This window comes from Pseudomonas sp. FSL R10-2964, from assembly GCF_009600035.1.
Classification (GTDB): domain Bacteria; phylum Pseudomonadota; class Gammaproteobacteria; order Pseudomonadales; family Pseudomonadaceae; genus Aquipseudomonas; species Aquipseudomonas bubulae.
On record NZ_WIWH01000015.1, the window covers coordinates 23,289 to 48,645 of the forward strand.

Annotated in this window: 25 protein-coding genes, 1 tRNA gene and 3 pseudogenes; 20 read left to right on the top strand and 9 right to left on the bottom strand. The window is 56.8% G+C overall.

The genetic code is table 11. From position 1 onward, the window contains the following. Positions 1–2: 2 nt before the first annotated feature. From GHN92_RS10355 to GHN92_RS10400, 10 genes and pseudogenes are all read left to right on the top strand, one after another. The gene (locus GHN92_RS10355) at positions 3–2,033 is read left to right on the top strand and encodes a phage tail tape measure protein (RefSeq protein WP_153380058.1); all 2,031 of its coding nucleotides are present in this window, start codon (positions 3–5) and stop codon (positions 2,031–2,033) included. Further along, on the top strand, positions 2,030–2,347 hold the full coding sequence (locus tag GHN92_RS10360) for a DUF2590 family protein (RefSeq protein WP_153380060.1): 318 nt from the start codon (positions 2,030–2,032) through the stop codon (positions 2,345–2,347). Before GHN92_RS10355 ends, GHN92_RS10360 begins: the two co-directional genes overlap by 4 nt. After that, positions 2,344–3,516: a baseplate J/gp47 family protein gene (locus GHN92_RS10365; RefSeq protein ID WP_178102619.1), complete on the top strand. Its 1,173-nt coding sequence runs from the start codon at positions 2,344–2,346 to the stop codon at positions 3,514–3,516. The genes GHN92_RS10360 and GHN92_RS10365 overlap by 4 nt, the downstream gene beginning before the upstream one ends. After that, positions 3,513–4,028: pseudogene (locus tag GHN92_RS10370) on the top strand (phage tail protein); the annotation flags it as partial. The gene GHN92_RS10365 and the pseudogene GHN92_RS10370, both read left to right, overlap by 4 nt. Before the next feature lie 173 nt (positions 4,029–4,201). Beyond that, positions 4,202–6,481, top strand: coding sequence for a kelch repeat-containing protein (locus GHN92_RS10375; RefSeq protein ID WP_153380065.1), 2,280 nt, complete (start codon positions 4,202–4,204; stop codon positions 6,479–6,481). A gap of 8 nt (positions 6,482–6,489) precedes the next feature. Next, the gene (locus tag GHN92_RS10380) at positions 6,490–7,017 is read left to right on the top strand and encodes a DUF4376 domain-containing protein (RefSeq protein ID WP_153380067.1); all 528 of its coding nucleotides are present in this window, start codon (positions 6,490–6,492) and stop codon (positions 7,015–7,017) included. Further along, on the top strand, positions 7,014–7,940 hold the full coding sequence (locus tag GHN92_RS10385; protein ID WP_153380069.1) for a hypothetical protein: 927 nt from the start codon (positions 7,014–7,016) through the stop codon (positions 7,938–7,940). Before GHN92_RS10380 ends, GHN92_RS10385 begins: the two co-directional genes overlap by 4 nt. After that, the gene (locus GHN92_RS10390; protein WP_153380071.1) at positions 7,937–8,485 is read left to right on the top strand and encodes a DNA-binding protein; all 549 of its coding nucleotides are present in this window, start codon (positions 7,937–7,939) and stop codon (positions 8,483–8,485) included. Before GHN92_RS10385 ends, GHN92_RS10390 begins: the two co-directional genes overlap by 4 nt. Next, entirely contained in the window at positions 8,482–9,192 is a 711-nt protein-coding gene (locus GHN92_RS10395) for a hypothetical protein (protein WP_153380073.1), read from the top strand. The genes GHN92_RS10390 and GHN92_RS10395 overlap by 4 nt, the downstream gene beginning before the upstream one ends. Next, on the top strand, positions 9,165–10,136 hold the full coding sequence (locus tag GHN92_RS10400; protein WP_153380075.1) for a hypothetical protein: 972 nt from the start codon (positions 9,165–9,167) through the stop codon (positions 10,134–10,136). The genes GHN92_RS10395 and GHN92_RS10400 overlap by 28 nt, the downstream gene beginning before the upstream one ends. Here GHN92_RS10400 and GHN92_RS10405 read toward each other — a convergent pair. After that, on the bottom strand, positions 10,133–11,062 hold the full coding sequence (locus GHN92_RS10405) for a hypothetical protein (RefSeq protein WP_153380077.1): 930 nt from the start codon (positions 11,060–11,062) through the stop codon (positions 10,133–10,135). The two genes, GHN92_RS10400 and GHN92_RS10405, sit on opposite strands and share 4 nt — an antisense overlap. Positions 11,063–11,229: 167 nt before the next feature. Further along, positions 11,230–11,454 (bottom strand): hypothetical protein, encoded by a 225-nt coding sequence (locus GHN92_RS10410; protein WP_153380079.1) that lies wholly within the window; start codon positions 11,452–11,454, stop codon positions 11,230–11,232. Positions 11,455–12,838: 1,384 nt separating this feature from the next. Here GHN92_RS10410 and GHN92_RS24335 point away from each other — a divergent pair. Next, positions 12,839–12,952, top strand: a pseudogene (locus GHN92_RS24335) (integrase); the annotation flags it as partial. A gap of 115 nt (positions 12,953–13,067) precedes the next feature. On the opposite strand, the gene GHN92_RS10415 reads toward GHN92_RS24335, so the two are convergent. After that, on the bottom strand, positions 13,068–13,637 hold the full coding sequence (locus GHN92_RS10415; protein WP_153380081.1) for a DJ-1/PfpI family protein: 570 nt from the start codon (positions 13,635–13,637) through the stop codon (positions 13,068–13,070). A gap of 165 nt (positions 13,638–13,802) precedes the next feature. Continuing rightward, positions 13,803–13,889: pseudogene (locus GHN92_RS24145) on the bottom strand (transcriptional regulator); the annotation flags it as partial. Positions 13,890–14,035: 146 nt separating this feature from the next. Here GHN92_RS24145 and istA point away from each other — a divergent pair. Both istA and istB read left to right on the top strand, forming a co-directional pair. Next, complete coding sequence (istA, locus tag GHN92_RS10420) at positions 14,036–15,535, top strand: IS21 family transposase (RefSeq protein WP_115129398.1); 1,500 nt, start codon at positions 14,036–14,038, stop codon at positions 15,533–15,535. After that, complete coding sequence (istB, locus tag GHN92_RS10425) at positions 15,528–16,331, top strand: IS21-like element ISPsy20 family helper ATPase IstB (RefSeq protein ID WP_029241171.1); 804 nt, start codon at positions 15,528–15,530, stop codon at positions 16,329–16,331. Before istA ends, istB begins: the two co-directional genes overlap by 8 nt. A 360-nt stretch (positions 16,332–16,691) precedes the next feature. Here the strand turns inward: istB and GHN92_RS10430 are convergent, their stop codons facing one another. Then, positions 16,692–16,976 carry a helix-turn-helix domain-containing protein gene (locus GHN92_RS10430; protein WP_095018471.1) on the bottom strand — a complete coding sequence of 95 codons (285 nt, stop codon included), beginning with the start codon at positions 16,974–16,976 and terminating at the stop codon, positions 16,692–16,694. Positions 16,977–17,137: 161 nt separating this feature from the next. Further along, positions 17,138–17,467, bottom strand: coding sequence for a type II toxin-antitoxin system RelE/ParE family toxin (locus GHN92_RS10435; protein WP_095018472.1), 330 nt, complete (start codon positions 17,465–17,467; stop codon positions 17,138–17,140). Between the two features lie 754 nt (positions 17,468–18,221). Between GHN92_RS10435 and GHN92_RS10440 the strand changes: the two genes are divergently transcribed. The 4 genes from GHN92_RS10440 to GHN92_RS10455 all read left to right on the top strand — a co-directional run bounded on the left by GHN92_RS10440 (position 18,222) and on the right by GHN92_RS10455 (position 20,661). Further along, entirely contained in the window at positions 18,222–18,572 is a 351-nt protein-coding gene (locus GHN92_RS10440; protein WP_095019843.1) for a DUF6124 family protein, read from the top strand. A 133-nt stretch (positions 18,573–18,705) separates the two neighbouring features. Further along, positions 18,706–19,602, top strand: coding sequence for a serine hydrolase (locus tag GHN92_RS10445; RefSeq protein ID WP_095019844.1), 897 nt, complete (start codon positions 18,706–18,708; stop codon positions 19,600–19,602). 13 nt (positions 19,603–19,615) lie between these two features. Continuing rightward, positions 19,616–19,927 (top strand): dihydrofolate reductase family protein, encoded by a 312-nt coding sequence (locus tag GHN92_RS10450; protein ID WP_252342268.1) that lies wholly within the window; start codon positions 19,616–19,618, stop codon positions 19,925–19,927. A gap of 185 nt (positions 19,928–20,112) precedes the next feature. Beyond that, a complete protein-coding gene (locus GHN92_RS10455) occupies positions 20,113–20,661 on the top strand; it encodes an AAA family ATPase (protein ID WP_153380083.1) in 549 nt (182 codons plus the stop codon). A gap of 126 nt (positions 20,662–20,787) precedes the next feature. Here GHN92_RS10455 and GHN92_RS10460 read toward each other — a convergent pair whose 3' ends face one another. Beyond that, on the bottom strand, positions 20,788–21,624 hold the full coding sequence (locus GHN92_RS10460; RefSeq protein ID WP_153326624.1) for an endonuclease: 837 nt from the start codon (positions 21,622–21,624) through the stop codon (positions 20,788–20,790). A 396-nt stretch (positions 21,625–22,020) separates the two neighbouring features. On the opposite strand from GHN92_RS10460, the gene GHN92_RS10465 reads away from it, so the two are divergent. From GHN92_RS10465 to GHN92_RS10475, 3 genes are all read left to right on the top strand, one after another. Beyond that, on the top strand, positions 22,021–22,533 hold the full coding sequence (locus tag GHN92_RS10465; RefSeq protein ID WP_153380085.1) for a GNAT family N-acetyltransferase: 513 nt from the start codon (positions 22,021–22,023) through the stop codon (positions 22,531–22,533). 87 nt (positions 22,534–22,620) lie between these two features. After that, positions 22,621–23,091: an anti-virulence regulator CigR family protein gene (locus GHN92_RS10470; RefSeq protein WP_095032534.1), complete on the top strand. Its 471-nt coding sequence runs from the start codon at positions 22,621–22,623 to the stop codon at positions 23,089–23,091. A gap of 274 nt (positions 23,092–23,365) precedes the next feature. Next, positions 23,366–23,440: transfer RNA gene (locus GHN92_RS10475), tRNA-Gln, on the top strand. A gap of 164 nt (positions 23,441–23,604) precedes the next feature. Here the strand turns inward: GHN92_RS10475 and GHN92_RS10480 are convergent. Together GHN92_RS10480 and GHN92_RS10485 are read right to left on the bottom strand one after the other, a co-directional pair. Beyond that, positions 23,605–24,462, bottom strand: coding sequence for a GNAT family N-acetyltransferase (locus tag GHN92_RS10480; protein ID WP_153380087.1), 858 nt, complete (start codon positions 24,460–24,462; stop codon positions 23,605–23,607). 53 nt (positions 24,463–24,515) lie between these two features. After that, positions 24,516–25,235 carry a murein L,D-transpeptidase catalytic domain family protein gene (locus GHN92_RS10485; RefSeq protein WP_095000062.1) on the bottom strand — a complete coding sequence of 240 codons (720 nt, stop codon included), beginning with the start codon at positions 25,233–25,235 and terminating at the stop codon, positions 24,516–24,518. Between the last annotated feature and the right edge of the window lie 122 nt (positions 25,236–25,357).

The window sequence follows — 25,357 nt, forward strand, 5'->3', positions numbered from 1 at the left end:
CCATGGCTGACCGCAGCGCCCGCTTGGCTTTCATCCTCAGTCTGACCGACAAGGTCAGCGCGCCCCTGGGCAGGGTGAAAACCAGCTTTTCCGACCTGGCCACCCAGGGCGAAAACAACATCAAGCAGATGGGCCTTGGCCTGGGCGGGATGATCGGTGCAGCCAAGGGCATCAGCGAGTCGCTGGAACCGGCGCTGGAGATGAACCGCGCCCTGGGCGAAGTCCGCTCGCTGGGCGTGGCCGAAGATGCGCTGAATGCCCTGAATCAAAAGTCGTTGGAGTTCTCGGTGAACTACGGCGAGAACGCCCGCGACTTCGTGGCCTCGGCCTACAGCATCTCGGGCGCGATCAAGGGGCTGTCGGGCGACCAGCTGGCGACCTTCACCAACACCAGCAACCTGTTGGCCAAGGCCACCAAGTCCGACGCCGAGACCATGGGCGCCTACGTCGGCACCATGTACAACCTGTTCAAAGCTTCGGCTGATGCCATGGGCAAAAGCCAGTGGGTCGAAAAACTGGGCGGCCAGACGGCATTGGCGGCGCAGCTGTTTCGCACGGACGGTGCGCAGCTCAAGGATGCGTTCAAGGAAGTGGGCCAGCTCGCCACCACGGCCGGCGTCGATATCGCCGAGCAGTTCGCGGTGATCGGCACGCTGAGCAGCACCATGGAAGGCGGCGACGCCGGCGGCCTGTACAAGTCGTTTTTCGAGAACATCGGCGCAGCGTCCGAAAAGCTCAAGCTGAAATTCACCGAGCAAAACGGCCAGCTGATGCCGATGGCGGACATTCTGGCCAAGCTCGAGGGTAAGTTCGGCGACCTGACCAGCGCCGCCGCCGGCACCAAGCTGACCGAGGCGTTCGGCGGAGAAGGGGCACGGGTGATCAACGCCCTGGCCAAGGACACCGACCGATTCAAAAACGGCCTCGATCAGCTGGGCAAAGTCCGCGGTTTGGAGAGCGCCGAGAAAATGGCCAAGGCCATGGTCGACCCGTGGCAACAGTTCGGTGCGGCTGTCCAGGCGCTGCGCATTGCCTTCGGCCAGGCGCTGATCCCCATGCTTGCTCCACTGATGGACAAGCTGGTGGGCATCGCCGGCACCCTGACTCGCTGGACCCAGCTGTTCCCCAACATCACCCGTGTGATCGGCATCACCGTGCTGGTGATCCTCGGCCTGACCGCCGCCATGGCCGCGATGACCTTCACCGTGGGCCTGGCCAAGATGGTCTGGCTGTCGCTGGTCACCATTTGGAAAGTCCTGACCTGGACGGGTTTTCGCAGCATCGCCATGTTCCTGGTGCACACGGTATTGATCGCCGGCTTTGTCCTTGGCCTGGCAGCGCTCTACACCTGGATGGGCTTGGTCAAGGTCGGCATGTTGCTCTGGCAGGGTGCGATCTGGCTGGTCAACGCCGCCATGTATGCCAATCCGGTGGGGCTGATCATCGCCGGTATTGTTGCCCTGGTCGCGATCGTGGGTGCCGCGATCTACTACTGGGACGACTGGACCAGCGCCCTGATGAACACCTCCGCGTTCAAGTGGATCGCCGGCCAGCTGCAGGCGTTGTCGGATTGGTTCAGCTCTATCGGTGGCTGGACCGGTATGGCCAGCGCCGCGTGGGACGGCATCGTCAGGATTTTCAAGGACGCGATCAACGGCCTAATCGAGATGCTGAACAAGATCCCCGGTGTGCAGATCGATGCGGCCTTTGGCGAGATGCCCAAAGCGCCGGAGATCCCCGGCATTTCCGCGCCCCTGGTCAATGCGCCGGCACCGCCGCAACTGGTCACCACGCCGCCGCTCACCGAACAAGCCGAGCAGGCACGTCAGCGCATGAACGGCGGCACGTCGGGCGGTCTGTCGCCGATGCGGCCGACGGCTGTGCCCCAGGGCGGCCTGTTGCGCAGCATCCAGAACAACAACAGCCAAACCCAAAACAGGGGCACGCATGTGGAGACCCTCAACATCAATACGGCCAAGCCTATGACCCCGCTGGAAGTTGAAAACATGATGAGCATGGCGGTGGGTGGATGAGCGAGTACATCGATCTGCTGATCGAGGACAACGACTTTGCCCTGGACCTCAGCCGTCAGCCGGTACCGGTGGAGGATCGCGTCTGCATCGCCCAGGACATCGGCCACATGATCCGCGAAAGCGGCCTGCTGGTGACCCTGGTGGCCGAGCGCAACCGCCTGAAACAGCGCGACTGCATCCAGCAGCTGGAACTGCTGGTGGAAGCCGACGTGCGCCTGGTACCCGGCACCGCCCGAATCACTGAGCTGGGATCCGGCCAATACCTGGTCACCGCGACCACCCTGCAGTTTGGCAACCTTGAGGTAACGCTGTGAGTGACGTGGACTTCAAACAGGCGCTGGCCGACGCTGGCATCCCGACAACCGAGGCCGCGCTTAAGGCCGCCTGGGAGGCCGAAGTGGTCGCCCAGGGCAGCAAGCTGGCCAACACCAGTGCGTATTCGCCGTTCTGGCGGGTGATCACTGCCCTGGTAACCAAACCGGTGCTGTGGATCCTGACCTTCGTCACCGGCACCGTGCTGCCGAACTTCTTTTTGAAGACGGCCACCAGCACCTGGTTGGACATGCTGGCCTGGGCGGTGAACGTCGAGCGCAAAGCCCCGACCAAGGCGATCGGCTCGCTGTTGTTCAGCAGGGCTACGACCGTGGGTTCGCTCGAGATCCCGATCGGCACCCGCGTGCAGTCGGCCACGATCAACGGCAACGTGTACGAGCTGGTCACCACGGCGGTGGGCAGTTTTATCGAAGGCGCGTCACAGGTATCGATCCCCGTGATCGCCATCGATGCCGGCAGCGGTTTCAACCTGGCCCCGGGTTATTACGCCGTGTTGCCCGTCCCGGTACCGGGCGTTGTCCAGGTGGTGAACCTTGACGGCTGGCTGGCCACCCCGGGTTCCGATGCAGAGTTGGACGACGATCTGCGCCTGCGTGCGCGCAATCAGTTCAGCGCGGTCAACCAGTGGCACACCGACGCTGTTTACCGCGCCCTGATCGCCGCGTTCCCAGGCGTATCGGCCAATGGCGTGTACTTCGAGCATGGGGCCCCGCGCGGCCCGGGCAGCGCCAATGCCTACGTGTTATTCGAAGCGGATGCACCGGCGGACACCTACCTGCAGCAGATCAACGCCCGAATCATGGACGAGGGCAACCACGGCCACGGGGATTCCATGTTGGTCCTGGTGATGCCCGAGACCCAGCACGACGTCAGCCTGCAGGTCTGGCCGGTCGCCAATTTGACCGAGGCGCAGCGCGCCACGCTGAAAGCCGATATCGCGTTGTTCATCCGGGCCGCGTTCCGTGAAAGCACGGGCAGCGATTACGCCCCGACGTTGACCTGGCCACAGTCGCGCTTTTCGTTCAGCCGGCTGGTTGAAGAGCTGCACGAACAGTTCCCGCGCATCGAATCCATGCGGTTTGGTAACGACGACATTATTTCGGCGTTGGCTATTCCCCGCCTACGGTCGCTTGCGGTGGTGTTCGCATGATCAAACTCGAACTGCCGTTCTGGCTGGACGGCGTAGAGGCCACCAAGCTCAAGGCCACCGCCCAAGCGTGGTGGGAGTCGGTAGAAGGCTGGCTGCGCTGGCCGCTGCTGCAGATGGATGCCGAGACCTGCCATCTGACCATTCTGGATCTGCTCGCCTGGCAGCGCGATATCACGCGCTTTCGTGGTGAGTCCGAGGCCCTGTATCGCTTGCGGGTGAAGTACGCCTTCGTCAACGCGGTCGACGCGGGATCCGTTGCAGGTTTTCAGCGGATCTTCCAACGCCTAGGGATCGGTACCGTGCAGATCCTGGAGCGTCAGCCCGACCGTGACTGGGACATCGTCCAGCTGCTGCTGACCGACGAGCAACTGTCCGAAAACCCCGTTTTGCTGGACATGATCGTTTACCAGTATGGCCGGACCTGTCGCCGTTACGAGCTGGTGGGTACCTCACGGATCACGCTGGTGATCGGTGCCCATGTGATCGGGAATGACCAGACGACCGAGACCGCCCGGTTCGACGATTTCAACACCGTGAGCTTGCGCCTGGCCACTCAGGAGTACGGCAACGACTCGCTGTCGGTTTCGGCTCGGTTCGATGACACCCACACCGTCAGCGTTTCGCTGAACACCACCGAATTCAACCACGACCAGGTCACCCTGGTTACCCGCTAAGGAATCCCCCAATGGGTGCAAGTATTACCCTGGCCGGCGAAAGCCTCATTTCGCAGAAACAGAGCAAGCGTGAAGCGCTGCTGGTCTCCAAGTTCGTCCTGGCCAACGTACCAGGACTGGACACCACCTTGCCGGTGGACCGGGCAGCGGGCTTTCCGTTGGCTGAAAACATCGTTCACAGCGTCCCGGTGACTCGCGAAGGCTATCTGGCGACGAACAAGGTCGTTTATAGCCTGATGCTGGGCAGCGATATCGGTGACTTTGATTTCAACTGGATCGGTCTGGTGTCTGCAGAAGACGTCCTGGTGATCGCGGCCTACGTGCCGCGTCAGCAGAAACGCAAGGAAATCCCGCCGCTGCAGGCGGGCAACAACCTGACCCGCAATATCATCCTGGAATATGACGGCGCGCAGAGCCTGACCGGGATCAACGTGCCGGCCAGCAGCTGGCAGTTCGATTTCACAGCTGATTTCACTGCCATCAACGCCAAAATCGAACTGCTGCAGGTCGAGATCGCCAAGAAGGTGGATCTGGAGACGTGGACGCCCCCGGCAGCGGTCAGCTTGGACGGCCCCGTGTTGGTCTACCCGGGCAGCACCAACACTTACAAGATCACCGATTACAACCGATTCAGCGTGTTCACCGCATCCACCACTTTGGGCACGGTGTCTGTCGCCGCCGATGTGGTGACGCTGGTAGTCCCGACAGTGGCTGCTGCCGGCCTACTGACGCTCAACGTGTTGCGAGACGGTAACAAGGCTTCGTTCAAGTTGCCTGTGGGTGCCGCGTCCATTGTGCCGCCGACCATCACCAGTCCGGCCAACCTGGCGACAGGTGTGGCGCTCGACCTGGTGCTGACCGCCACGCCGTTTGAAGTGTTTCCTGCAGGCTATGACCGGCAAGTGTCGCGCCGTTGGCAGATTGCGACGGACCAGGCGTTTGCCCAGGTCGTCTTTGACAAGACCAGCACAACAGATCTAATCAGCATCCGTCCGAGTGACTACGAATTCTTCCTGCCTCCAGGTAAACGTCTGTATGCAAGGGCGTGGGATATTGGCTCGACCTTGCAATCCGCTGCCCCGGTCGCTATCTCGTTTAACACTGCCACAACCTACATTCGTCGACCGTCGCTCATTACCCCGCTCGATGGCCAAACTGGCGTCAGCAGCTCGGTGACCCTGATCGGTGATGCATTCAGTGTCTACGGCGGCTCTGATGCGCACGTCCAGAGCCGCTTTCAAATTGCACTGGCAAACGATGGCACTGGCCTTGTGCAAGACAGTGGCTGGTCGGCAGTCTCGCTAACCAGTTACAAGCCAGAAACCAAGCTGGCTAGCATTACTCAGTTCTATGCGCGCGTTAAATATCGCGGCCAAGCACTCGGCGAAACTGAGTGGTCGCCGTTTATCAGCTTCAAAACTGCCGACAAGCTGCGTGGCGTGTTCAAGATGCTGAGCAGCGGCGGCGTAGATCGTATGTGGCACGGAATGGCGTCGCATGCGGGATTCATCTACGTTTTCGGTGGGGGCAACTCCTCCGGAAACCTTGGCGATCTCTGGCGCTATGACCCGAACGCAAATGCCTGGCAGCAATTGGCATCAACCGTCGCCAGGGCTTACATCCCGATGGTGGCCATTGCCGACAAGCTTTACGTGTTCGGCGGCAACACGACCAATGTCAGCTATACCAACGATCTGTACTGCTACGACATTGCTAAGAACACCTGGACGAAGTTGGCTCCTGCGACAAGCCCGCCTGTGCGTTACGCACATTCGATGGTCGCCCTAGCCGGAAAAATCTACATGTACGGTGGCCACATCAGCGGCGGGTTCGCCACGGATCTCTGGTGCTATGACCCTGCGACCAACAAATGGACCTCGCTTGCTTATAACTCTCCAGGCCGAGCTTTTGGCGTTATAGGAGTTGTTGCCGGCGAAATCTATATCGGCATGGGCGCGCAGGCTAATACCGGTGGATCGAATCGACTGGCCAAGTACAACCCCGTTACCAATACCTGGACAGCGCTGGCCAATGCTCCGGCCTATTACCTATGGTCCACAGGTGCTGTTGTCTCCGAGAAATTGTATGTCTTCGGTGGCCGGAGTGGCAGCACATCGCCAACAGGTGACCTTTTTGAATACAGCCCTGAGACGGATGAATGGACCAAGCTACCAAGCGGCGTTGGTTTTGCCAGGGAAAACGCAGCCGCATGCGAACTGAACGGCAAGTTGTATGTTTCGGGCGGTACCTACGGTAGCGGCGCGACCAAAACCCTGTTTTCCATTGAGTGAGGCCCCCTATGTACAAGCTTGAGTCCTACAACAACGGTGGCGCGCTGGTGGTTAACAGCGATGACAGCGACGAGATCTACCGCTCAACATTCAACGCATCGAGCGCGCAGGAGGCGGAATCGATCGTCGTCGGCCTGAACCAGGGTGTGTTGCTCAAAATCCTGGCCGACCATCGATACGCGATTGAGATCGGGGGTATCGAGCTGCCTAACGGTTTGCGCATGTTGACCGATCGGGACAACCGCAGCACGTTCAAAGAGAGCTATCAGGACATGAGGGATGGCCTGATTCCGGATACAGACTGGAAGGCGGTGAACAGCTGGAAAACAGTCGAACTGGTCGAAATGGAGAGCATGGCCAAGGCGCTGGCCGCCCATGTGCGGGGTTGCTATCGGGGTGAATTCGCTGTGGCTACGGCTATCAATGCCGCCGCCACCATCCTGGGCACTGAAGCGATCGATGTCGCTGTGATGTTCGGTGCGGCCTACGACGCGGCGTATGCAGAAGTCATGGGCACAGAGGCTGCCGCTGAATGAACTGGACCCCGGTGACGATGCAGTGGCCGGTCGAGGCGACCGCCTGGATGGATCAGATGAGTGAGGCGAAGGACATGGCCTCCACTGCACTGGCGAGCACAGGCGCACGCCTGACCAGCCTGGCGGATCAGGTCACCACCGATCTGAGTTTGATTGGCGCAGCGGTCCAGGGCGTCATTGCCAATGGCCGCGCCACCCTGGACGGCCAGTTTGGCGAGGTTCCTAAGTGCTTTGTGGTGACGCCGTTTCAAAGCGGTGTCGGCCAGGGCACCGGTTACCAGCGCTTCCTGTCAGCTCCAAACCTGGTGCAGCGTCTGGCGGATAAGCTCGAGGACAGCGCTGATCCGGCGCACCCGACCGGCGAGCAATACGCCCTGGTGATCCTGTTCTTGGGCACGCGCTTTGACCAGATGGCCGGGGTGCTGTCGAAGTTCAACGCGCTGATGCCGATCGCCGAGCTGCAAAAGGCCGAGCGTCGTGCCCAGCACCTGTTCGAACTGGACACCTCGAAGTGGGAACTGCCGACTATCGGCGCTTTGCCGCCCTGGGCTGATCTGCCGCTGGAACGCTGCACCGTGCTCAAGGAAGCCAGCGCCTCGATCAACGGCCAGTTGGCCCGTCTGGAAAGCTACGCGGCAGACAGTTCGCCGCTGGACGACCTGGCCGAGCTGGCCCAGCGCAAGACCGAACAGGCCGTGGGCCAGGACTCGAAACTGAACGCCCTGAAAGATCTGCTGGCTGGTGGTACGCCCAACACCAGTATGCAGGCGCGTTTGCTGGGGCCGGGTGATGCCGGCGAACTGCGTAAGCAGCTGCTCGAGGGCGACGGCGCACCGGGTCACGAATGGGTGCTGTCGTCGGGCGTCATGTTGGTGGGTTCCCTGAAGGGCCTGAGCTTTGTTCGCGAACTGGTGGGCCTATGACGCTACTACTCGATGGCCAACAAATCATCGGCAACCGGATGAAGGTGACGGCCAACCTCAAGATCGAAAGCGACGACATGTCGGGGCAGACCAGCAACACTGAAAAGTCGCACAAGGGCTTCAAGCCCAAGACGCTGACGATTGCGCTGACCATCCCCTACAAGCAGCTGAGCAACCTGCGCACGCTGATGCGCCTGGCCGAAGGCACCGAAGGCGGTGGCCAGCTCAAGACGTATCGGATCGTCAACGACACCGCCGAGGCGTTCGGCATCCGCCAGGTGACATTTTCCGATGGTGTCAGCGCCCGCGAGGATGACAGCCTGTCGCAATGGATTGTCCAGTTCACCCTCTCGGAAAAGCTCTCCAACCCGGAAAAGGTTGAGAGCCGTCGCGCCGGCAACGCGGTGAAGTCGCAATCCGCACCAGGTGACGGCGTGGCCGGTACCAGTACCGGCGCCGATGGATCGAGCGGGGCGCCCCAGGAACTGACCGGCTTCGAAGCCGTCCTGAAAAAAGTGGATTCCTACCTGGGTGGCACGCCATGAGCATGAAACTGCACAAGGTGCTGACGATCAATGGCGTTGTGGTCCCGCTGGTGAAAGACGAAGTCCGCCTGGAGATCAAAAGCCCTGGGCGGGCGATGTTCACCATTCAGGCCGGGGCCTCGGTGCAAGGCCTGGTGACGCTCGACATCGGCTACAACGAAGCCGCGCTGCAGCGACACTTCATCGGCTACGTCGAGCGCTGCACTGCCGCAAACGGTATTGAGCAGGTGGTGTTTTGCCGTGAGCTGGCTGCCGTCCTGGCCAGCCCGTTGCCGTTGAACCTGCGTCATGTGGATCTGCGTGCCGTGCTGACCGAGATCAGCACCAAGACCGGCCTGCGTTTTCGCGTGCCGGATCAGCCTTACACGAAGGTGAAGGCCCCGTTTTTCTACAGCCTGGCGGCGGGTTATCAAGCGCTGGACAGCCTGGCCAGGGTGTTCGGTATCACCGACTTCATCTGGCAGCAGCAGGGTGATGGGGAAGTGTTCGTCGGTTCCTGGGCGGACAGTTTCTTTGGTGCTCGAGCACCGCTGCAACTCCCGGTCAGTCTGTTCGACGGCTACCAGGGCAACCAAAGCGCAATGGTCGCGGCTCTCCCCGGGCTTCGACCAGGTGCAACAATTAACCAGGGCGAGCGGATCACCAGTGTCACGCTTGCCGGCACACAGATGGCCATCAAATGGACGACGCAATCAAGCGCAGCGTAGAACGCCAATTCCCTGAACTCACCGGCGGTTACCACTTGCCGCGCTTTGCTCGCGTGGTGGGGGTGGCTGACGCGCCCGCCGGCGCATCCATGTGTGATGACTTCCGGCCACGTTACGCGGTCGACATCGAAGTACTCGGCCCGGACGGCGAGCCAGATCCAGCACTGCCGGTGCTGTCCAGCGTGCCATTGCCGCTGCCATCCGGTGGCGATGAAATGGGCATGTTTGCCTTTCCCCATGAAGGCACCCAGGTGGTCGTGTGCTTCGCCTACGGCCTACCGAGCAGCCCATACATTCAAACGATCCTGCCGCATGGTCTGAGCCTGCCCAAGGTGCCCAAGGGCGACCACGTCTGGCAGCACAGTGACGCCGTGCAACAGCGCGTCGATGCGGACGGTAACTGGCTGCGCCTGACGGATGGCAAGATCCGCGACCATTCCCTGGAACGGGAAGTGGAAGCCCTGGGCAACAGCGAGAAGTATCAGAGCCACACCCGCGAGGTGGAGAACCATTCGACCGAGGAGGTGGGGGGCATCAAGCGGATCAATGCCTTGGGCGCACTCAAGCTCAATTCCGCCGGCACTGCCACGCTGGCAGCCCTGGACGACATGCACCAGGCCACCGGGCGCGACCTCAACCTGGTGGTGGGCAAAACTCACAACGCTTCCGTGGGTGGCGACATGCAGGAGAAGATTGCCGGCCTGCGCAAAAGCGTTTCCGCCGTCAGTCAGCGCCTGGTTGCACCGAAAAACCACGTCGGGTCGGAAAGCGTGAACATCTTCCGGGTGTTATGCGACACGCTCGACCTGATCGAGCAGATGGCCACCGAGCTGGCATCTCATACGCACGGTCCCTCGCCGGTACCGACTCAAGCGGCCGCCTTCGCTGCTGATGCGATCACGGCTGGGCTGCTCTCCGCTGAACTTGGTTCTGTGACTCTTTAGGGTAATGGTGGCTGTTTTTTTGCAGTTACGAAATCGATATACATCTGATCCTTATGATGCACATTAAAAACTAACAAGTTCTTAGAATCCACATAAGAATCATAAAAAATTGGCGATGATTTACTATCTGCGGCGGGCAAATCTTTCATATTCCATTGCGACACGAAGCTGGCGATATAGTCGGGCATACGGATCAGTTCGTCGTACCACATGAGCCTCCCGGTTGTGTTCGGTATGCCTATCTTGATTTCGAAAGGCATTCTGCTACCAGTGTTAATGTGGTAACCATCGACGCTGAGCCGTATAAGTTCGCCGTAAATCCGGTCATGCTGGATGGTTATAGTGTCTCGATCAGGGAATATTCCTACAAGCTCTAATGTAATAAATTTGCTAGTGAAAATAAGTAATCCACTTACAATCGCGGAAAAAATCATTAACTCACAGTAAGCCGATAGGTTAAAGCGCTTAGCTTTAGCTTCTTGCAGCAACGTATTGAATGGCTTCAGTGATTCTTTTGATGCTCCTGCTTTGACGCCATCGTAAAGCTGTTCAATAGTGCTGAGTGCGTAAGCCTTTGGGTCCGGTTCGCCGCCGCTGAAAACTGCAATAGGATCGTTCACTACAAAACCAAAGTGAAAAAACTGCTCATCGTTGAGGATGGCTATAGCTAGGGGAGAAACCGTCTTAATCTTCTTTATATCCTTGGGCATGGAATCTTTTATTTTTTTTATGATTTCATCGTAGCTAGTACTGGCAGGCAGTAAAGTTATTGCATAAGTTTTGTTGGGGAAGTTTCTGTCAAAGCAAAAGTCGGCGGCCACCATCCATTTAGTAATGTGGGAATGGGAGTCCAAGAATCTTCTAAACTCTCTGCCCTGCTCACCTGAAAGTATCTTGAAAATACCTTCTGACAACGTTGGATGCATGAAGTCGACCCTATCATAGTATCTGGGATGCCTAGCGTAAACGTTGTGGCCTTTGAAAGCTTCCCGTAAGGGCGGTGTGCCCTGCAACAAGCCAGGTATGCCGAAACAAAACCGCCTGATTAAGGCGTTTTTTTTCGCTTGAAGAGAGGTGATCTGTTCACGTCCTACTATTCAAGCAATGCCTCCACTGCGTACGCCAGCGCCCCGTCTGCTAGCTCGAGCAGGTCACTCAGGTCGTCTCGATTGATCACGTCGGACCGGTATAGAGCGTTGGCCGTCCTGAGCAGCGCTTTGTGCTGAGCGCCGGGGTTCTCAAGAAGCGACACACTGTCATTGAGCAATATTGTCCAGGTCGCGATTGCGGCGGTTCGCTCGACGGTTGCCATGTCCATGCGTGAGCCTCACTCCATCAGATTGTACTGTATACATACACAGTATAACGATTCGGCCTTTTGCGCCACGTTGCGGCGACGGAGCGCGCCGAAAAGTCCCTTACACGAAGATGAGTTCGACTCTCATCAAAAAATGCAGCGCAAAGAAAAAACCAGCTGAAAAAGCACTTATCCCCCTCCCGCCGACGGGCCTTGTGTCCTTTTTTTGTGCAAATCCAGATGTAGTGCAAACGAACCTGCAGCCCAGGCGGGCCGTGGGCCTCTGCAGGGGATCGGCATTTGCACAGAATGCAAAGTTTTGCAGGTAAATGAAGCGCGCTTGCACAGCGGCACACAGGGCAGTCTCAGATGGGGTATCGCTTAAGTCCCCGGTTTCATTGGGCGAAAACTTTTAAAACACGGGTTTCGGTGTGTTTTCAAAAACGCGCTTGATCTTTTTTTGGTGAGACTTGGCTGTGTGCGGGGAGCGGCTAAATTGCTTGGAAGCCTTGTAGTGCGGGGCTTAGCGTCGAGTTGCTGCGTTTCACTGTTTGACCTGGGAAAGCGATCGAGACGGAGCGTCTGAGGGCAGGCAGGAAAAGTCCTTTAAAAACACCAAACCCGGGTTGCCGTCAAAAGTGGCTATTTTTCGCCACCTCCTGCAGAACGGGGTGATTAATGCTCTGCAGCCCTTGTAGAACGTGGCTTTGATACATGGCGATGAAATGGTCAGGATGACTATTTGGAAAGGTATTTAAATTTAAAACCTATATAAATCAGGTGGTTGGCGGGGGTAGTAAAATAGTAGTCCTGATAGCCCCATTAATAGCTGAGGTGGTCTTGAAAATATGGTCTATGAAAGCTCTGAAAGCCTTTGTCTCTGTGGGTTAGAGAGTAGGTAAGTAAAAAAATACCTTTAATAGTCACTTTAAATCTCAACCGGAGAATTCATTCTGGCAGGTGGGAAAGCTCTGTCTGACGTGCTCGGCTCTACAGCCCCGACCATACCGCTTGAGGGTTCATGGGATGGGGTAGATGTATTGGGTAGATGTATTGGGTCGATATCGTTTGCTGCACTGGATGTGCTGTGAACGACGAAAAGGGTCAAGACTGGGGATTTAAGGGGAGGGAAGTGAAAGTTGGCTGGTACGAAAATGGTACAGAGAAAAATTAAGTAGGTCGTAAACCCTTGTTTTAAAGGGGCTAGCAGCTCAGTCCGTATCATCCATCATGGGCGCAACAGAAAACCGCCGAGACAGCGCAGCCCCTGTGTTTACTGGCTTTGAAGCAATATTCTGTACCATTGTGCTCTACGTTTTTGCTGCGATTTTAGGGGGTAAAAGGGCGTATTTTGAAGTCGACTGGTACAATTTACCAATCAAAACAACAATTGTACCAGGCGATCATGGCCACTATCCGAGCACGCAAGCGTACTGACGGCAGCATCAGTTACACGGCACAAGTACGCCTGTTTTGCGATGGGTTGCAAGTCTACCAAGAGAGCCAGATCTTCGCCCGATAACAGACGGCCCGGCAGCTTTGGGTCGATTGCGGGACTTTGCGACAGGCAGCAATCGGACAGATGCAGCCACTCGAACAACATAACCTGAGCGCTGTTTTGCAGCGCCAAACGGTCACTTATGTTCCGCTGCCAACATTGATCTGAACTGGGAAATACTCTCTGAAGATAGCCCGGCACCTTCGAACACTGCGCAGGTGAAGCTAACGGGGGCAGGGCCTGGAGCGGTTATGATGCGGTCTGCAACCACCGCTATCGGACTGTTTCGATAAAACCCGTGACCTTCATAACCTGCAGCATTCTCTTGTAAGAAATTAGCACTGTTTGAGGTATGTGGAATCTTGTCGAGAAGCCCGGCCCTCGCAAGTGCCAGAGTTCCCCCACAGATACCTGCAATCGTCGCTCCACTTGAACGACTGGCATGAAGAAAGTCTCGAATATCCGGTGCTTCTGCACGTTCCCAGACCATTCCCCCGATAACGACCACAACATCCGGTTTCCAGTCCAGGCATTGTTGCAAGTTACTATCGATCGTTACAGGCAGCCCGCCCTGCGAGTGGATCTGTCCCGGAGCAAAAGCGAAAAACCTGACGTCGATCCCGTAAAATGGGGACGCAGTTCCAGCTATAAAAGCATATTCCCAGTCAGCAAAACCGGGGCTCAGTAGTAAACCTATGCGTGCCATCAGTCAGAATCCTCCATGAATGCCAACACCCTATGGCGACAATAAATGGATATCAAGGGCTGCTTTGGGTCGGATAGCAGTCGCTCGCAAAAATCTGCTCTCTACCTATATATGCCAGGACTCAGCCTCGACGTAGCGGGCCAACGCACGTTTGAGGTGGTACTAACGGTCGCGGTCGGTGGCTTGGGACAACTGGTCGAGCTGCTCCACGAGCGCCTCTTCAACACAGAATGACAACACGGGCGGTGCCATGATGGAATCCTCACTCTTGAGTGTATACAGCTGTTGCCGCTGACCGAAAACTGACCCAGTAGAGGCTGTTCTGCCGACTGAAAACTGACCCAGGTGTTCAACTGCTTCTGCTCACTTTTTGAGCAGGAGAACACAGGGTGATCAGCATGGAAATGTTGGGAAAAATCCGGCGGATGTACTTCCGCGACAAGCTCTCGCTGCATCAGATAGCCAAGCGTACCGGGCTGTCGAGAAACACCATCCGAAAATGGGTCAGAGCGCCCGAAGCCACTCAGCCAGCGTACCAACGGTGCGCAACCTTCAATAAGCTCAGCCCTTTTCACGAGACCCTGGAGCAGGCGCTCAAGGCCGATTCGTTCCGGCCAAGACACAACCGCAGGAGCGCCAAAGCGCTTTTCGAGCAGATCAAGGCCGAGGGTTACGACGGCGGCTACAGCCAGCTCACGGCGTTTGTCCGCTCTTGGCGAGGGGAGCAAGGCAAGTCTTTACGCGCTTTTGTACCGCTGACGTTTGCTCTCGGTGAGGCCTTTCAATTTGACTGGAGCGAAGAAGGTCTGCTGATCGGTGGTCTTTTTCGACGTGTCCAGGTCTCCCACATGAAGCTGTGCGCCAGCCGCGCATTCTGGTTGGTTGCGTACCCCAGCCAAGGCCACGAGATGCTATTTGATGCCCATACGCGCTCGTTTGGAGCGTTGGGTGGCGTGCCACGTCGCGGCATCTACGACAACATGAAAACGGCTGTCGACAAGGTCAACAAAGGTAAAGGCCGCACGGTCAACGCCCGGTTTTCCGTGATGTGCGCGCACTATCTGTTCGATCCGGACTTCTGCAACGTGGCCTCTGGCTGGGAGAAAGGCATCGTCGAAAAGAACGTGCAGGACAGCCGGAGGCGAATCTGGCTCGATGCTCAAAATTGCATGTTCCATACCTTTGAGGAGCTGAATGTCTGGCTCGGCCAACGTTGCCGGTCGCTCTGGAGCGAACTGGTGCATCCGCAGTACAACGGGCTGACGGTGGCCGAGGTCTTGGAGCTGGAGCAGGTCGAAATGATGCCAATGCCGACGGTATTTGATGGCTACGTCGAGCGTACCGTGCGGGTCTCCAGCACCTGTCTGATCAGCGTGGCGCGAAATCGCTATTCAGTGCCATGTGAGAGAGTCGGCCAGTGGGTCAGCAGCCGTTTGTACCCTTCGCGGATCGTGGTCATTGCCGACGAAACGGTGATCGCCAGTCACGAGCGCCTCTTTGATCGAGATCAGGTCAGTTTTGACTGGCAGCACTACATCCCACTCATCGAACGCAAGCCTGGTGCATTGCGCAACGGCGCGCCATTTGCTGATTTGCCAAAACCGTTACGGCTTCTCAAACGAGGACTGAGGCGTCACACCAACGGTGATCGAATCATGATGCAGGTACTGGCTGCTGTGCCAATTGCGGGTCTCGAACCAGTGCTGGTGGCGGTGGAGCTGGTACTTGAATCGGGAAGTCTGAGCGCCGATCACATCCTCAATGTCGTTGCCCGCCTGACCTCCACCACACCACCTCCCTGTGTAGAAACCAGCCTGCAACTCAAGGTCGCGCCTGTTGCCAATACGGCACGCTACGACCGGCTCCGTGCGACCGATGAGGAGAATCGCAATGCGTGACCTAATGACTGAACTCAAAGAACTTCGCCTGCACGGCATGGCCAGTGCTTGGGAAGAACTGGTCTCTCAAGGAACAGCGTCGACGGCTTCATCGAAATGGCTGCTGGAACATCTGCTTCAGCAGGAACATGCGGATCGCGCGGTACGCTCGGTGAATCATCAGATGAACATGGCAAAACTCCCCATGCACCGTGACTTAGCTGGCTTTGACTTCAGCGCTTCCAGCGCTGATGCCCGGCTGGTCAGCGATCTATCCAGCTTAGCGTTCACTGAAACCGCGCAGAATGTCGTGTTCATCGGCGGCCCTGGAACCGGGAAAACACACCTGGCCAGTGCCTTGGCTGTATCCGGAATCACGGCCCACAACAAACGCGTGCGCTTCTTTTCCACGGTGGATCTGGTGAATCTGCTGGAGCGTGAGAAGTACGATGGCAAGGCAGGGCGAATCGCCCAGGGACTGCTACGAACAGACCTGGTGATACTGGATGAGCTGGGGTATTTGCCCTTCAGTCAAAGCGGCGGTGCCCTGTTATTTCACCTGCTGTCCAAACTGTACGAACACACCAGCGTGGTCATCACCACCAACCTGAGCTTCTCGGAATGGTCGAGTGTGTTTGGCGACGCCAAGATGACCACCGCGTTGCTGGATCGGCTGACACACCACTGCCACATCGTCGAAACGGGCAACGAGTCCTACCGACTACAACACAGCACCTTGGCCGCGCAGACAAAGATCAAGTCACGGGAACGAAAGCGCAAGGACGGAGATGATGTCGAGGACGATGAGCCATTTTGATCCGCACCATAAATGCCCTGCCGCTTGCGGTGGGGCTTGATGGTCTTGAATCGGAACACTGCTGCTAAGCTTATCCACAATTGCTGGGGCAAAAATCAGCAATCCGTCCTGGGTCAATTTTCAATCGGCAGGGTGGGTCAGTTTTAAATCAGCGCCAACAATACAGCGTATACGGGTTCTAAAGCTGCACACCCAAGTGGCTGATGAGAACAGAGGTTTCTTGTAGCTTCAGACAAACGCACCGGTGTCTCTGCAAACTACCTGCGATAGCTTATTTTCGTCCTTGGGTGCCATTAAAGCGAAAAAAGGCCAGCCACATCATGGCCAGCCTTTTTGCTTGCTTGAACCACCACCTGAAAATCAGGCTGCCTTGTTACTGATGCGAACTTCGAGTTCCAGATCTGCACTGGCCAACATATTCACCAAAGCATCCAGAGAAAATTTTTCAATTTTCCCCTTGAGCAAATCATTCAGCCTTGGCTGAGTGATATGCAGCCGCTGGGCCGCTTCTTTTTGCGATACATCCCAGGTTTTCACTACCCGCCTGATGGCTCGCATCAACTGAGAACGGACACGCAGGTTCTCGGCTTCTTCTGGCGTATCAACCAACGCATCCCAGACACTGGTAGGGCGTTCGTTTGACATACACTTTTCCTCTGATCAATCACTTGCTTACTAATTTTTGGACAACTGTTTTGCTACAAGTTCTTTTAAAAAAGTGACAGGTGTACTTTTTTTGAGTCGGGTCATAGCTAGGGCTTTACCCCTTCACCGTTGGTAAAGGGGATCGCCACGCCACCCTACGCTCAACCCAGCGATTTGTATCGGGTTCTACCCAGATCCAAATCACGCTTTTCCGTCTTTTGAGTTGTCTTGCGGAAGGCATGCAACACATAGATTGCTTCCGGCCGATTGACCACATAAAACACGCGAAAAGCCCCATCATCACATGCAATCCGGATTTCCTGAACACCCTTGCCAACGGATTTCATTGGCTTGAAGTCGTCAGGCTCTTCCCCTTCCTGTAGTAGTTCTAGCTGAAAACCTGCTCGCTTCCTAGGCACTTCAGGGAAGTCCCGCAGGTCTTGCAAGCTACTTCCAACCCACATGATTTCCTTCATTTCTCGGTTGGGCATCGCTGCACCTCCGTCTTATCAAACATTTTATGCATCTGAAAGTAGTCATCGGTCGCTTCCTCTCTGGTCAAAAATCGAACAGGCATGTTGCTCGTCTCACCTACGGATTCGCGTGTGCGAATCCACGCCTGCGAGATAAACATTATATCTGTTTTGATATAAATACAAGGTCATCTCTCATCACTGTTTTGCAGACATCAAGAGGTGGGGCCATCATGCATGCGAAATGCTCCCAGTGAGGCTACGAGTCCTTGTGCGGCTCATTTCCACGTTGGGATGCGGTCAGCCGCTTCCTGACGGTGCTGGTGAATCTGTGTAGGGATTTATTCAGATGTTGGCGAATGCCAGTTTGTCGAGTGGGCTTCATTCCTGGACATTCATCCTTTGTAGGGCCGTTGAACATTGGAGGTGAGCTTACCGAGAGATATTCAGGAGTTTCGTACGACGTTTCGCTTTCCATCTCGCGAATCATCCGAGAGAATCCCGTTCGCTTGCGCCTGCTCAAATCGGGGAATAGTCTCGGCCCATCGCTGCAAAATCAGCGGTCGGGTTTAGTCGCCCGTAGTGAAATCAGGCGCACAGCGCCACCTCAGAGAGGCGTTTTTTTGCCTCCGGTTTTTGGTGGCCGTGCGCAGGGCGCCTTCGGGCGCGCCGGGTTCCTGGTTTCTCCGGTCGACTAACCTGCGTACGGCTGCCACCCATTCGTTTGGTCGCGATAAGTGACAGCTCCTCTTAGAAGCCAGGAGTTAACGGTATGAAAAAAGTTGTCCCCGATCCCCCCTCATTGACCCTGCAAGATGCTGAACAGTGCGATTCACAGTTGCTGGACCGTGCGGCCGTCAGGCGTGCGCTCGATTATTACCTGCACGACCATAAGCCTGCTCGCCCCATAAGCACGGCCATATTTGCCATCCCGGACAGTGTCAATTCAGAAGCGGCTTTGGCCCAAGCGTCAGACTTGTTGCGCTGTGCGGTTGCTTCGGCGAGTGAGGCGGGGGATGGTTTGTGCGGGCTCGCGCGCGACCGGGTGTTGTCGGTCATGCATCTGGTGGAGCTGGCCAGGGCGTATGTCGATAAATCGCTGGACGGTGTGGCGATGCACTGATGCAGCACGCGCCTGGTTGGCGGCAGGCGCGTTATTGATCTCTGGGTATATTGGGTACTTTTCGAAAATCGCGGCAAGTTGATCGGAGCCTCCCTAGGTAGCTGACAAGCTGCCCAACAATACAAGGAAGTCAATGCTGAGCTCACTGGTATCAAATGGTCAGCAACCAACGTCGGATCAATCAGAACTGGTGGTGCCTTGGTGGAGCTTTACGAAGACCATCCTGGCTGTAACCGCCCTGTCATTAGTACGTGATGGGCGGGTCGGACTGGACACCCCGATACCTGATCAGCCATTCACGTTGCGCCAACTGCTTAGGCATGAGGCAGGGCTCGCCGATTATGGTGAACTTGCAGATTATCACGCCGCCGTTGCCAACCATGAGGCTGCATGGTCAGCAGACGAAATGATGCAGCGCCTTGATGGCGCTCGGCTTCGATATACCCCCGGAACTGGATGGCGCTATTCCAATGTGGGTTACCTTCTAATAGGCAAGCTAATTGAACAACTGACTGACTTGTCGCTTGAAGAGGCAGTGGGTCGATACGCACTGACGCCTTTGGGGCTCTCGAGGGTTCGCTTCGCTAAAACGCCAGCAGACTTACAAGATACCCACCTTGGAAATACATCAAATTATGACCCCGGCTGGGTGTATCACGGCTTGTTAATCGGCCCCATTTCGCAAGCCGCACTCTTCCTCGACCGACTTTTCGCTGGGCATCTGCTCCCCACAGGCTTGCTCCAGGACATGCAGATAGCAAAGGCATTGGGTGGTTCGATTCCAGGTCGCCCATGGATTACACCGGGATACGGCCTGGGTTTAATGCGGGGTTCGATCGACGGTGGTTTTACCCTATGCGGACACACAGGGTGCGGGCCTGGCAGCGTCATTGCCGTTTACCGTATCTGCGACGGCGACACATCGGCCTGTTGCGCTGTTTTCGGCGCAGGCACCCGTGAAGGCACCGTCGAAACCCTCGCCGCCGAGCAACTGATACAAGTTTTGCGGTCGGGGGGTAAAGTCGTCTGAGTCCTTCGATGTATTGGCCGGCGATCCGCTACTTATCGTGGCGCAGCTCGCGGCTCAAGGTCTGAAGCATCTCTATATTGACGGAGGTCAGACCATCCAGGCTTTCCTCGCTGCGGGATTGATCAACGAGATCACTATTACGCGCATTCCAGTGTTGTTGGGCAAAGGAATTCCTTTGTTCAGCCAGTTGGGTGGCGAGCTAAATTTAAGTCTGATTGATTCCTCAGCGTCTGATAACGGATTTGTACAGAGTCGTTATCAAGTGCTCGCCCAGGCTTGCTCAGTTGAGAAAACAGGATCTGATTGCAGTGCTCTAGAGATTTGATGACTGCCCGCACGTCATTTGGTGCATAGCGACGTTCAAAGTCAGGTCGTAGCTAACCGACCCACATTTGCAGGCGCTGGCCACCACTGGCTCGATATCTCGAGGATGTTCTTGCTCGGCTGCCACATCAGTGGGGCACTGTTAAGTTATCGGAGATGGCAAAGTTTTAGAGTGGCTGAAACGAAATGACAAAAGAGACGGCACGTTACATCTTGATCACAGGCGCGGCAGGTACCGGCACCACGACTTTGGCGGATGCTTTAGCTAAGGAACTGAGCGCAACTCACCTGGAAGCAGATGATTTTTTGTGGCTGCCCAGTAACCCGCCCTATCTGCATCTGGCAGACAAAACGCTACGAGGAGAGCGCTTGCTACATGAAATGCGCGCTCATGACCGTGCAGTGGTTGCCGGATCAGTAATGGGCTGGGGTCAACCGCTTGAGAGCGAATTTGATCTTGTGGTGTTCCTTTATCTTCCGGTTGAACTCAGATTGGAGAGGCTAGAACGTCGAGAGGTAAAACGCTTCGGTCAAGCAAAGCCGGAGTTTCTGGCTTGGGCAGCTCAGTACGATGAGGGGGGCGTCCCTGGACGTAGCCTGGCCAGGCACCAGGAATGGCTGTCTGCGCTTACCTGTACGGTCTTAAAGCTTGAAGGGGACATGTCTGTTACAGATCGGGTGCGGCAAATACGGGATGCAGTCGACGGACTGAAGCACGCACCGTCAGTCATGTGAACGTGTGTTGGCTGTAGGCTTACGTCCAGCTTGCCAAGCGAGTGGAAGAGATGGGCCAGTCATTCAGCGGCACATTAAGGCAGTCAAAAAGCTCGAGGCAGTTATCCTGGATCGGCACGTTCGCAATCAAAGCATGATGATTGCCGTGCTCTCGAGCAAGACGGGCCGCACCAGAATTTTGTAGCAGTCGGCATCGAATGCCTGCCCTGTCAGTCTGGGGGCCAGTCTGGCTTCAGACTCGCAGGTATAGGTGCCGATATAGCGCCAGCTGTCCACGACGTGGTACTCCTCGATCTCGCCATGCTGCTCGTGCAATGCGATTGCGCCTGGATAGGGCCAGTGATGCACGGCCCAGCGTTCCAAGGCACTCAACAAGCGTTGGGTATGCGCCTTATGGCTTTCTGCCCCTTTGCAGGCACCGGCGCACTTGCCTATCTGAGCCCGAAAGCAGCCCCGTCCCGTTGATTTATCCAGGCCCAGCAGGGTGTGGCAGAGCCGGTGCTCGTCCGCAATCTGCATCAGGGCTTCGGTGGCCATCCGCCGGTTACGGAAAAGCCCGTACAACTGTGGCCCGTCGCAGATCGTGGTGGTGTCGATGATTTCCAGTACCCCGTCGACAATCCGCAATGAGCACAGACGCTGTTGACGACGAAGTCGCTTGTTCTTCAAGGGTTGCAGTTCTTTGATCAGGCGGGACTCCAACAGCAGGGCACCGATTTCTCCTGCGGTTTGCTGGTACTCGATCCGTTGTGTCTGGCGCAGCATTCGGGCTTCTTCCGGCGCGCGCAGGTGGGAAAGCAGTCGGCTGCGTATATCGATGCTTTTACCGATATAGAGCGGCATGGACTCGCCAGCAGCGTAAAAGAAATACACCCCGGGTGCTCGCGGGGCGGCCTCGACCTGAGCGCGCAGGTGGGTCGGGTATGTATAAACAAGGTCGGGGCGAGCAGTAGGGGCGGGCATGGGGTGCACCTTCAAGGTGGATCAGTAGGCCTATGTACCAAGCATGGCCAATTTCAGTTCGGGGCAATGCAATTGAACACCTCACCGCGCAGCTTTTACCAATAGTCCAGGCGTGATGTGCCAGAAGCTCGCTCAATGCCTGACGCGTCAGGGTATTCAATGTCACGTATTACTGCTGTTTGTACCACGGGAGAGCTACAAAACACATCGGAAGAACGCCTTGCTCTACGAGGATTGATCAACGGGAACAGTTATTGCTTGAAGGGCTGAGGGCGGAGGGAAATGCAGACCGCGCAGATTTGTGTGCGCTGTAAGGGTGCGTAAGTTAATCAGGAATTGCGTGTTTTCGAGCGCAAGCAGTTGACCTACTCAGAACAGTTTATAGGGAGCTATCGCTTGGAAAACCTGGTCATTCGTCATGCGCAACTAACGGATGCGACGCAGCTCTGCAATGCCGAGCGTGAAACGGCCAAAACCCCCGGTTTGCTTGTCTCGCGGCCAAGTGAGTTTAACACTGCAGCCTTTGAGCGAAAAATTCTTGCCCTGAAGGATGATGGCCTTTACCTGGTGGTTGAATGGAATGACCAGATTGTCGGGCATGCTTTGCTTGAGCCAATGGGGCTTGAGGCCTTTAAGCACGTTATGAGCCTGACTATCGTTGTGCATCCCGACTATGTGGGGCAGGGTATCGGCCATGTGTTGATGACGCGCTTGTTGCAGTGGGCCGGGGATCGCCCGGGGCTGGTAAAAGTCGAACTGCGGGTGCGTGAGGTCAATCGCCGTGCGAGGCACCTTTATCTGAAGTTCGGCTTTGTGGAAGAAGGTCGTCTTGAAAAGCGTATACGCCTACCCGATGGCAGTCTGATCGCGGATATCACCATGGCCTGGTTCGCACCGGAGCACAGCTGAAGCAGCACTGGGTGGCAGCTTGATGCCCTGACGAACTCAAGCTGTCGTCTATAGTCAGAGGACCACCCTTATTCTGAGTCCTCGACCATGCTAACGCCTCGCTCACTGATTACAGCCATTACGTGTGTTGCGCTTGTTTGTGGCCCGGTCACTGCCTCGGCCGATCCAGGTAACGGGAACGGTAAAGGCAATGACAAAGGCGGTCAGCACTATGACCAGGATCATGGCAAGCAAGGTGGCCAGGGCAATAAAGGTAAAAAGTCAGGCGCTGACGACAGGGCGCATGGCCCGAGTATCAATCGTGCAGCCACGCTTGAAATCATTCACGGGCATAGAGATTACTGGAGCCGAAGCCAGGCGCTGCCGCCCGGCATCCAGAAGAATCTGGCGCGGGGCAAGCCGCTGCCGCCAGGTATTGCCAAAAAGCTGGATGGCCGACTGGCCAGCAGGCTGCCTCATTACGAGGGGTACGAATGGCAGCAGGTGGGCACGGAGTTGATTCTGGTCTCCATTGCCACCGGGTTGGTTTATGAGATTCTCAATGGTGCCTTTGATTGATGTGACGCCGTTGTGTCGATCAGTGCCTGAAACTCCGGGCTTATCCCTCGCCTAGACCCGGGAAAAGCCCGGCCAGCCGGGGCAATGTGCCAGTGTTTCTCACTAAGTGGCTGTTTTTGAATAAATTTATTTAAAAAGTGCTTCCCATATCCTCAGAGTGCGGGTATATTTGCGCTCGTTCTCACAGCGAACCCTTACAGGTTCACGGCGATTGGCAACATTCGCAAGCTGCAAGGACGTTAAATGAATGCCAGGCATTCATCGCAACAACTACAGGGGCGTCGCCAAGCGGTAAGGCAGCAGGTTTTGATCCTGCCATGCGTTGGTTCAAATCCAGCCGCCCCTGCCATTTTTCAGATCTTGTCCAGCATCGGGCAAGACTCTCCAAGCACAGCGTCAACGCCGTTCGGCCTGACGCAACCTCGCTAGTCACCCATCCCATACAAATTAATACCACTGTCTTTTTCTTGCCCATCCGGTTTGTGGCGGATCAGTCCTGCGCGTTTCTGCAGCTCAACCCATTGCCTGTGAAAGCAGTGCGTACTGGAGAACACCTTCAGTGGATTGCGGGGGTGTGCCGAGGGCCATTTGGCTCACCCGGTCTACTGGGCCCAGGCCGGCCCGCGTCAGCCATTCACACAGACCGCTGTTATGTGGCACATCGATACGCACCAACTGGCCAGGGATCCGTGAGAGCAGGGTGGCGATCAGGTGCCTGGCCTGCCGGGGATTTTGGGCAATCACCGGGCCAATGCAATGGCCCTTTCCGGCGCGGCGCAACAGGGCAAACGCCTGTAACTGGCCACCGCACTCGATACCGGCCGTGTGTTCGATAGTGTCGTGCAGATGGGCGAAAATGGCACTGCGATCCAGCCCGCTGCCAGCGTTGGCCAGTGCCAGTTGCCGTGCCTGATCCTCTGCGTTGAGGCTGCGGCAGTGTTCGTCTGCGGCCAGCGGCTCAAGGGCCATACATTGTGCCGGGCCCTGGCGCTGCTCGAGGGTGCCGAACTCGATAAAGCCCTGGCTCAGATACAGCGGTGCGCCTGCCGCCGAGGCATTGAGGATCGCCGTGGCCGGCTTGCAGGCCTCGAGCGCCAGCTCCATCAATCGGCGGCCAACACCCTGGCCCTGATAATCGGGGCTGACCACCACCAGGCCAATGGTTGCAAACGCACCTTGTGGGCAGGCGAACGCCGTGCCGATCAAGCGCTCACCTTCGCAGGCCACAAAGCCTTTGCACACCCGGTGCAACAACGCCCAGTCTTCCAGGCGATGGGGCCAGTTCAGTTGCGCGGACAACCTGTGGGCGGCAGGCAAGTCGGCCCGGGTCATGGCGCGGTAGTTGAAGGCAGCCTGTTGCGGCGCGGGCATGATGAAACTCCTGGAACATGTGCGCACTATCTACAGGTATTGCCGCCGCGCTTTCAACCCCCGTGTGCGACCTCATGCCTGGCCGACATGATGCTCGCCACCTGACGTGGCTGGCAGTTGAGGTAGGCCGAGGATTGCAGCCATTGCTGGTCGGGGTACCAGGCAAACATGAACTGGCCATTTTTGAGTTTATCTACGACCTGACGCGCCACTTGCGGGCGGACCGCCGGGCAGCCGAGGCTGCGGCCGATGCGGCCCTGGGTTTTGCTCCACAGCGGGTTCACGTAATTGGCGGGGTGGATCACGATCGCCCGTTCACGGGCCTGATCATTGATGCCGGGCTCAAGGCCGTCCATGCGCAATGAGTAACCATGGCTGCCCACATAGCTTTCCTGGGTGCTGAACAGGCCGAGACTGGACTGGTTGCTGCCTTCGGTATTGGAGAAACTGGTGGCGAAGTTCTCGCCGGATTGTTTTCCGTGGGCCACCAGATCACGCAGAACCAATGTCTTGCGGGTCAGGTCAAAGATCCAGAGACGGCGAGCGGTTGAAGGTTGCGAGAAGTCGATTACCGCCAGATGCCGAGCCTGTTTGGCTCCGTTATTGACCGCGCACTGCATGGCGCTGAGGGCACTTTTCAGGGCCTGGGGGTTGAGTTCCGGGGCGGCATGGCTGAGCTTGTTGAGCAAGAGCGGATTAGCAGCGTAGGCAGTAGTGCAGGTTGCGCTTAAGGCGATGGCTGCAAAGCAAAAACGGCGTAAAAAGTTGAGCATGATTTGCGTATTCTCGATGGAGTCAGACCAGTAATGCTGCGCCGATAACTTGGCGCTTGGGTTTTAACTGCTAGCCTGTGGGTTTGCCGTGACCGCTGATTGAGCTGAAGTTAAAGATGACG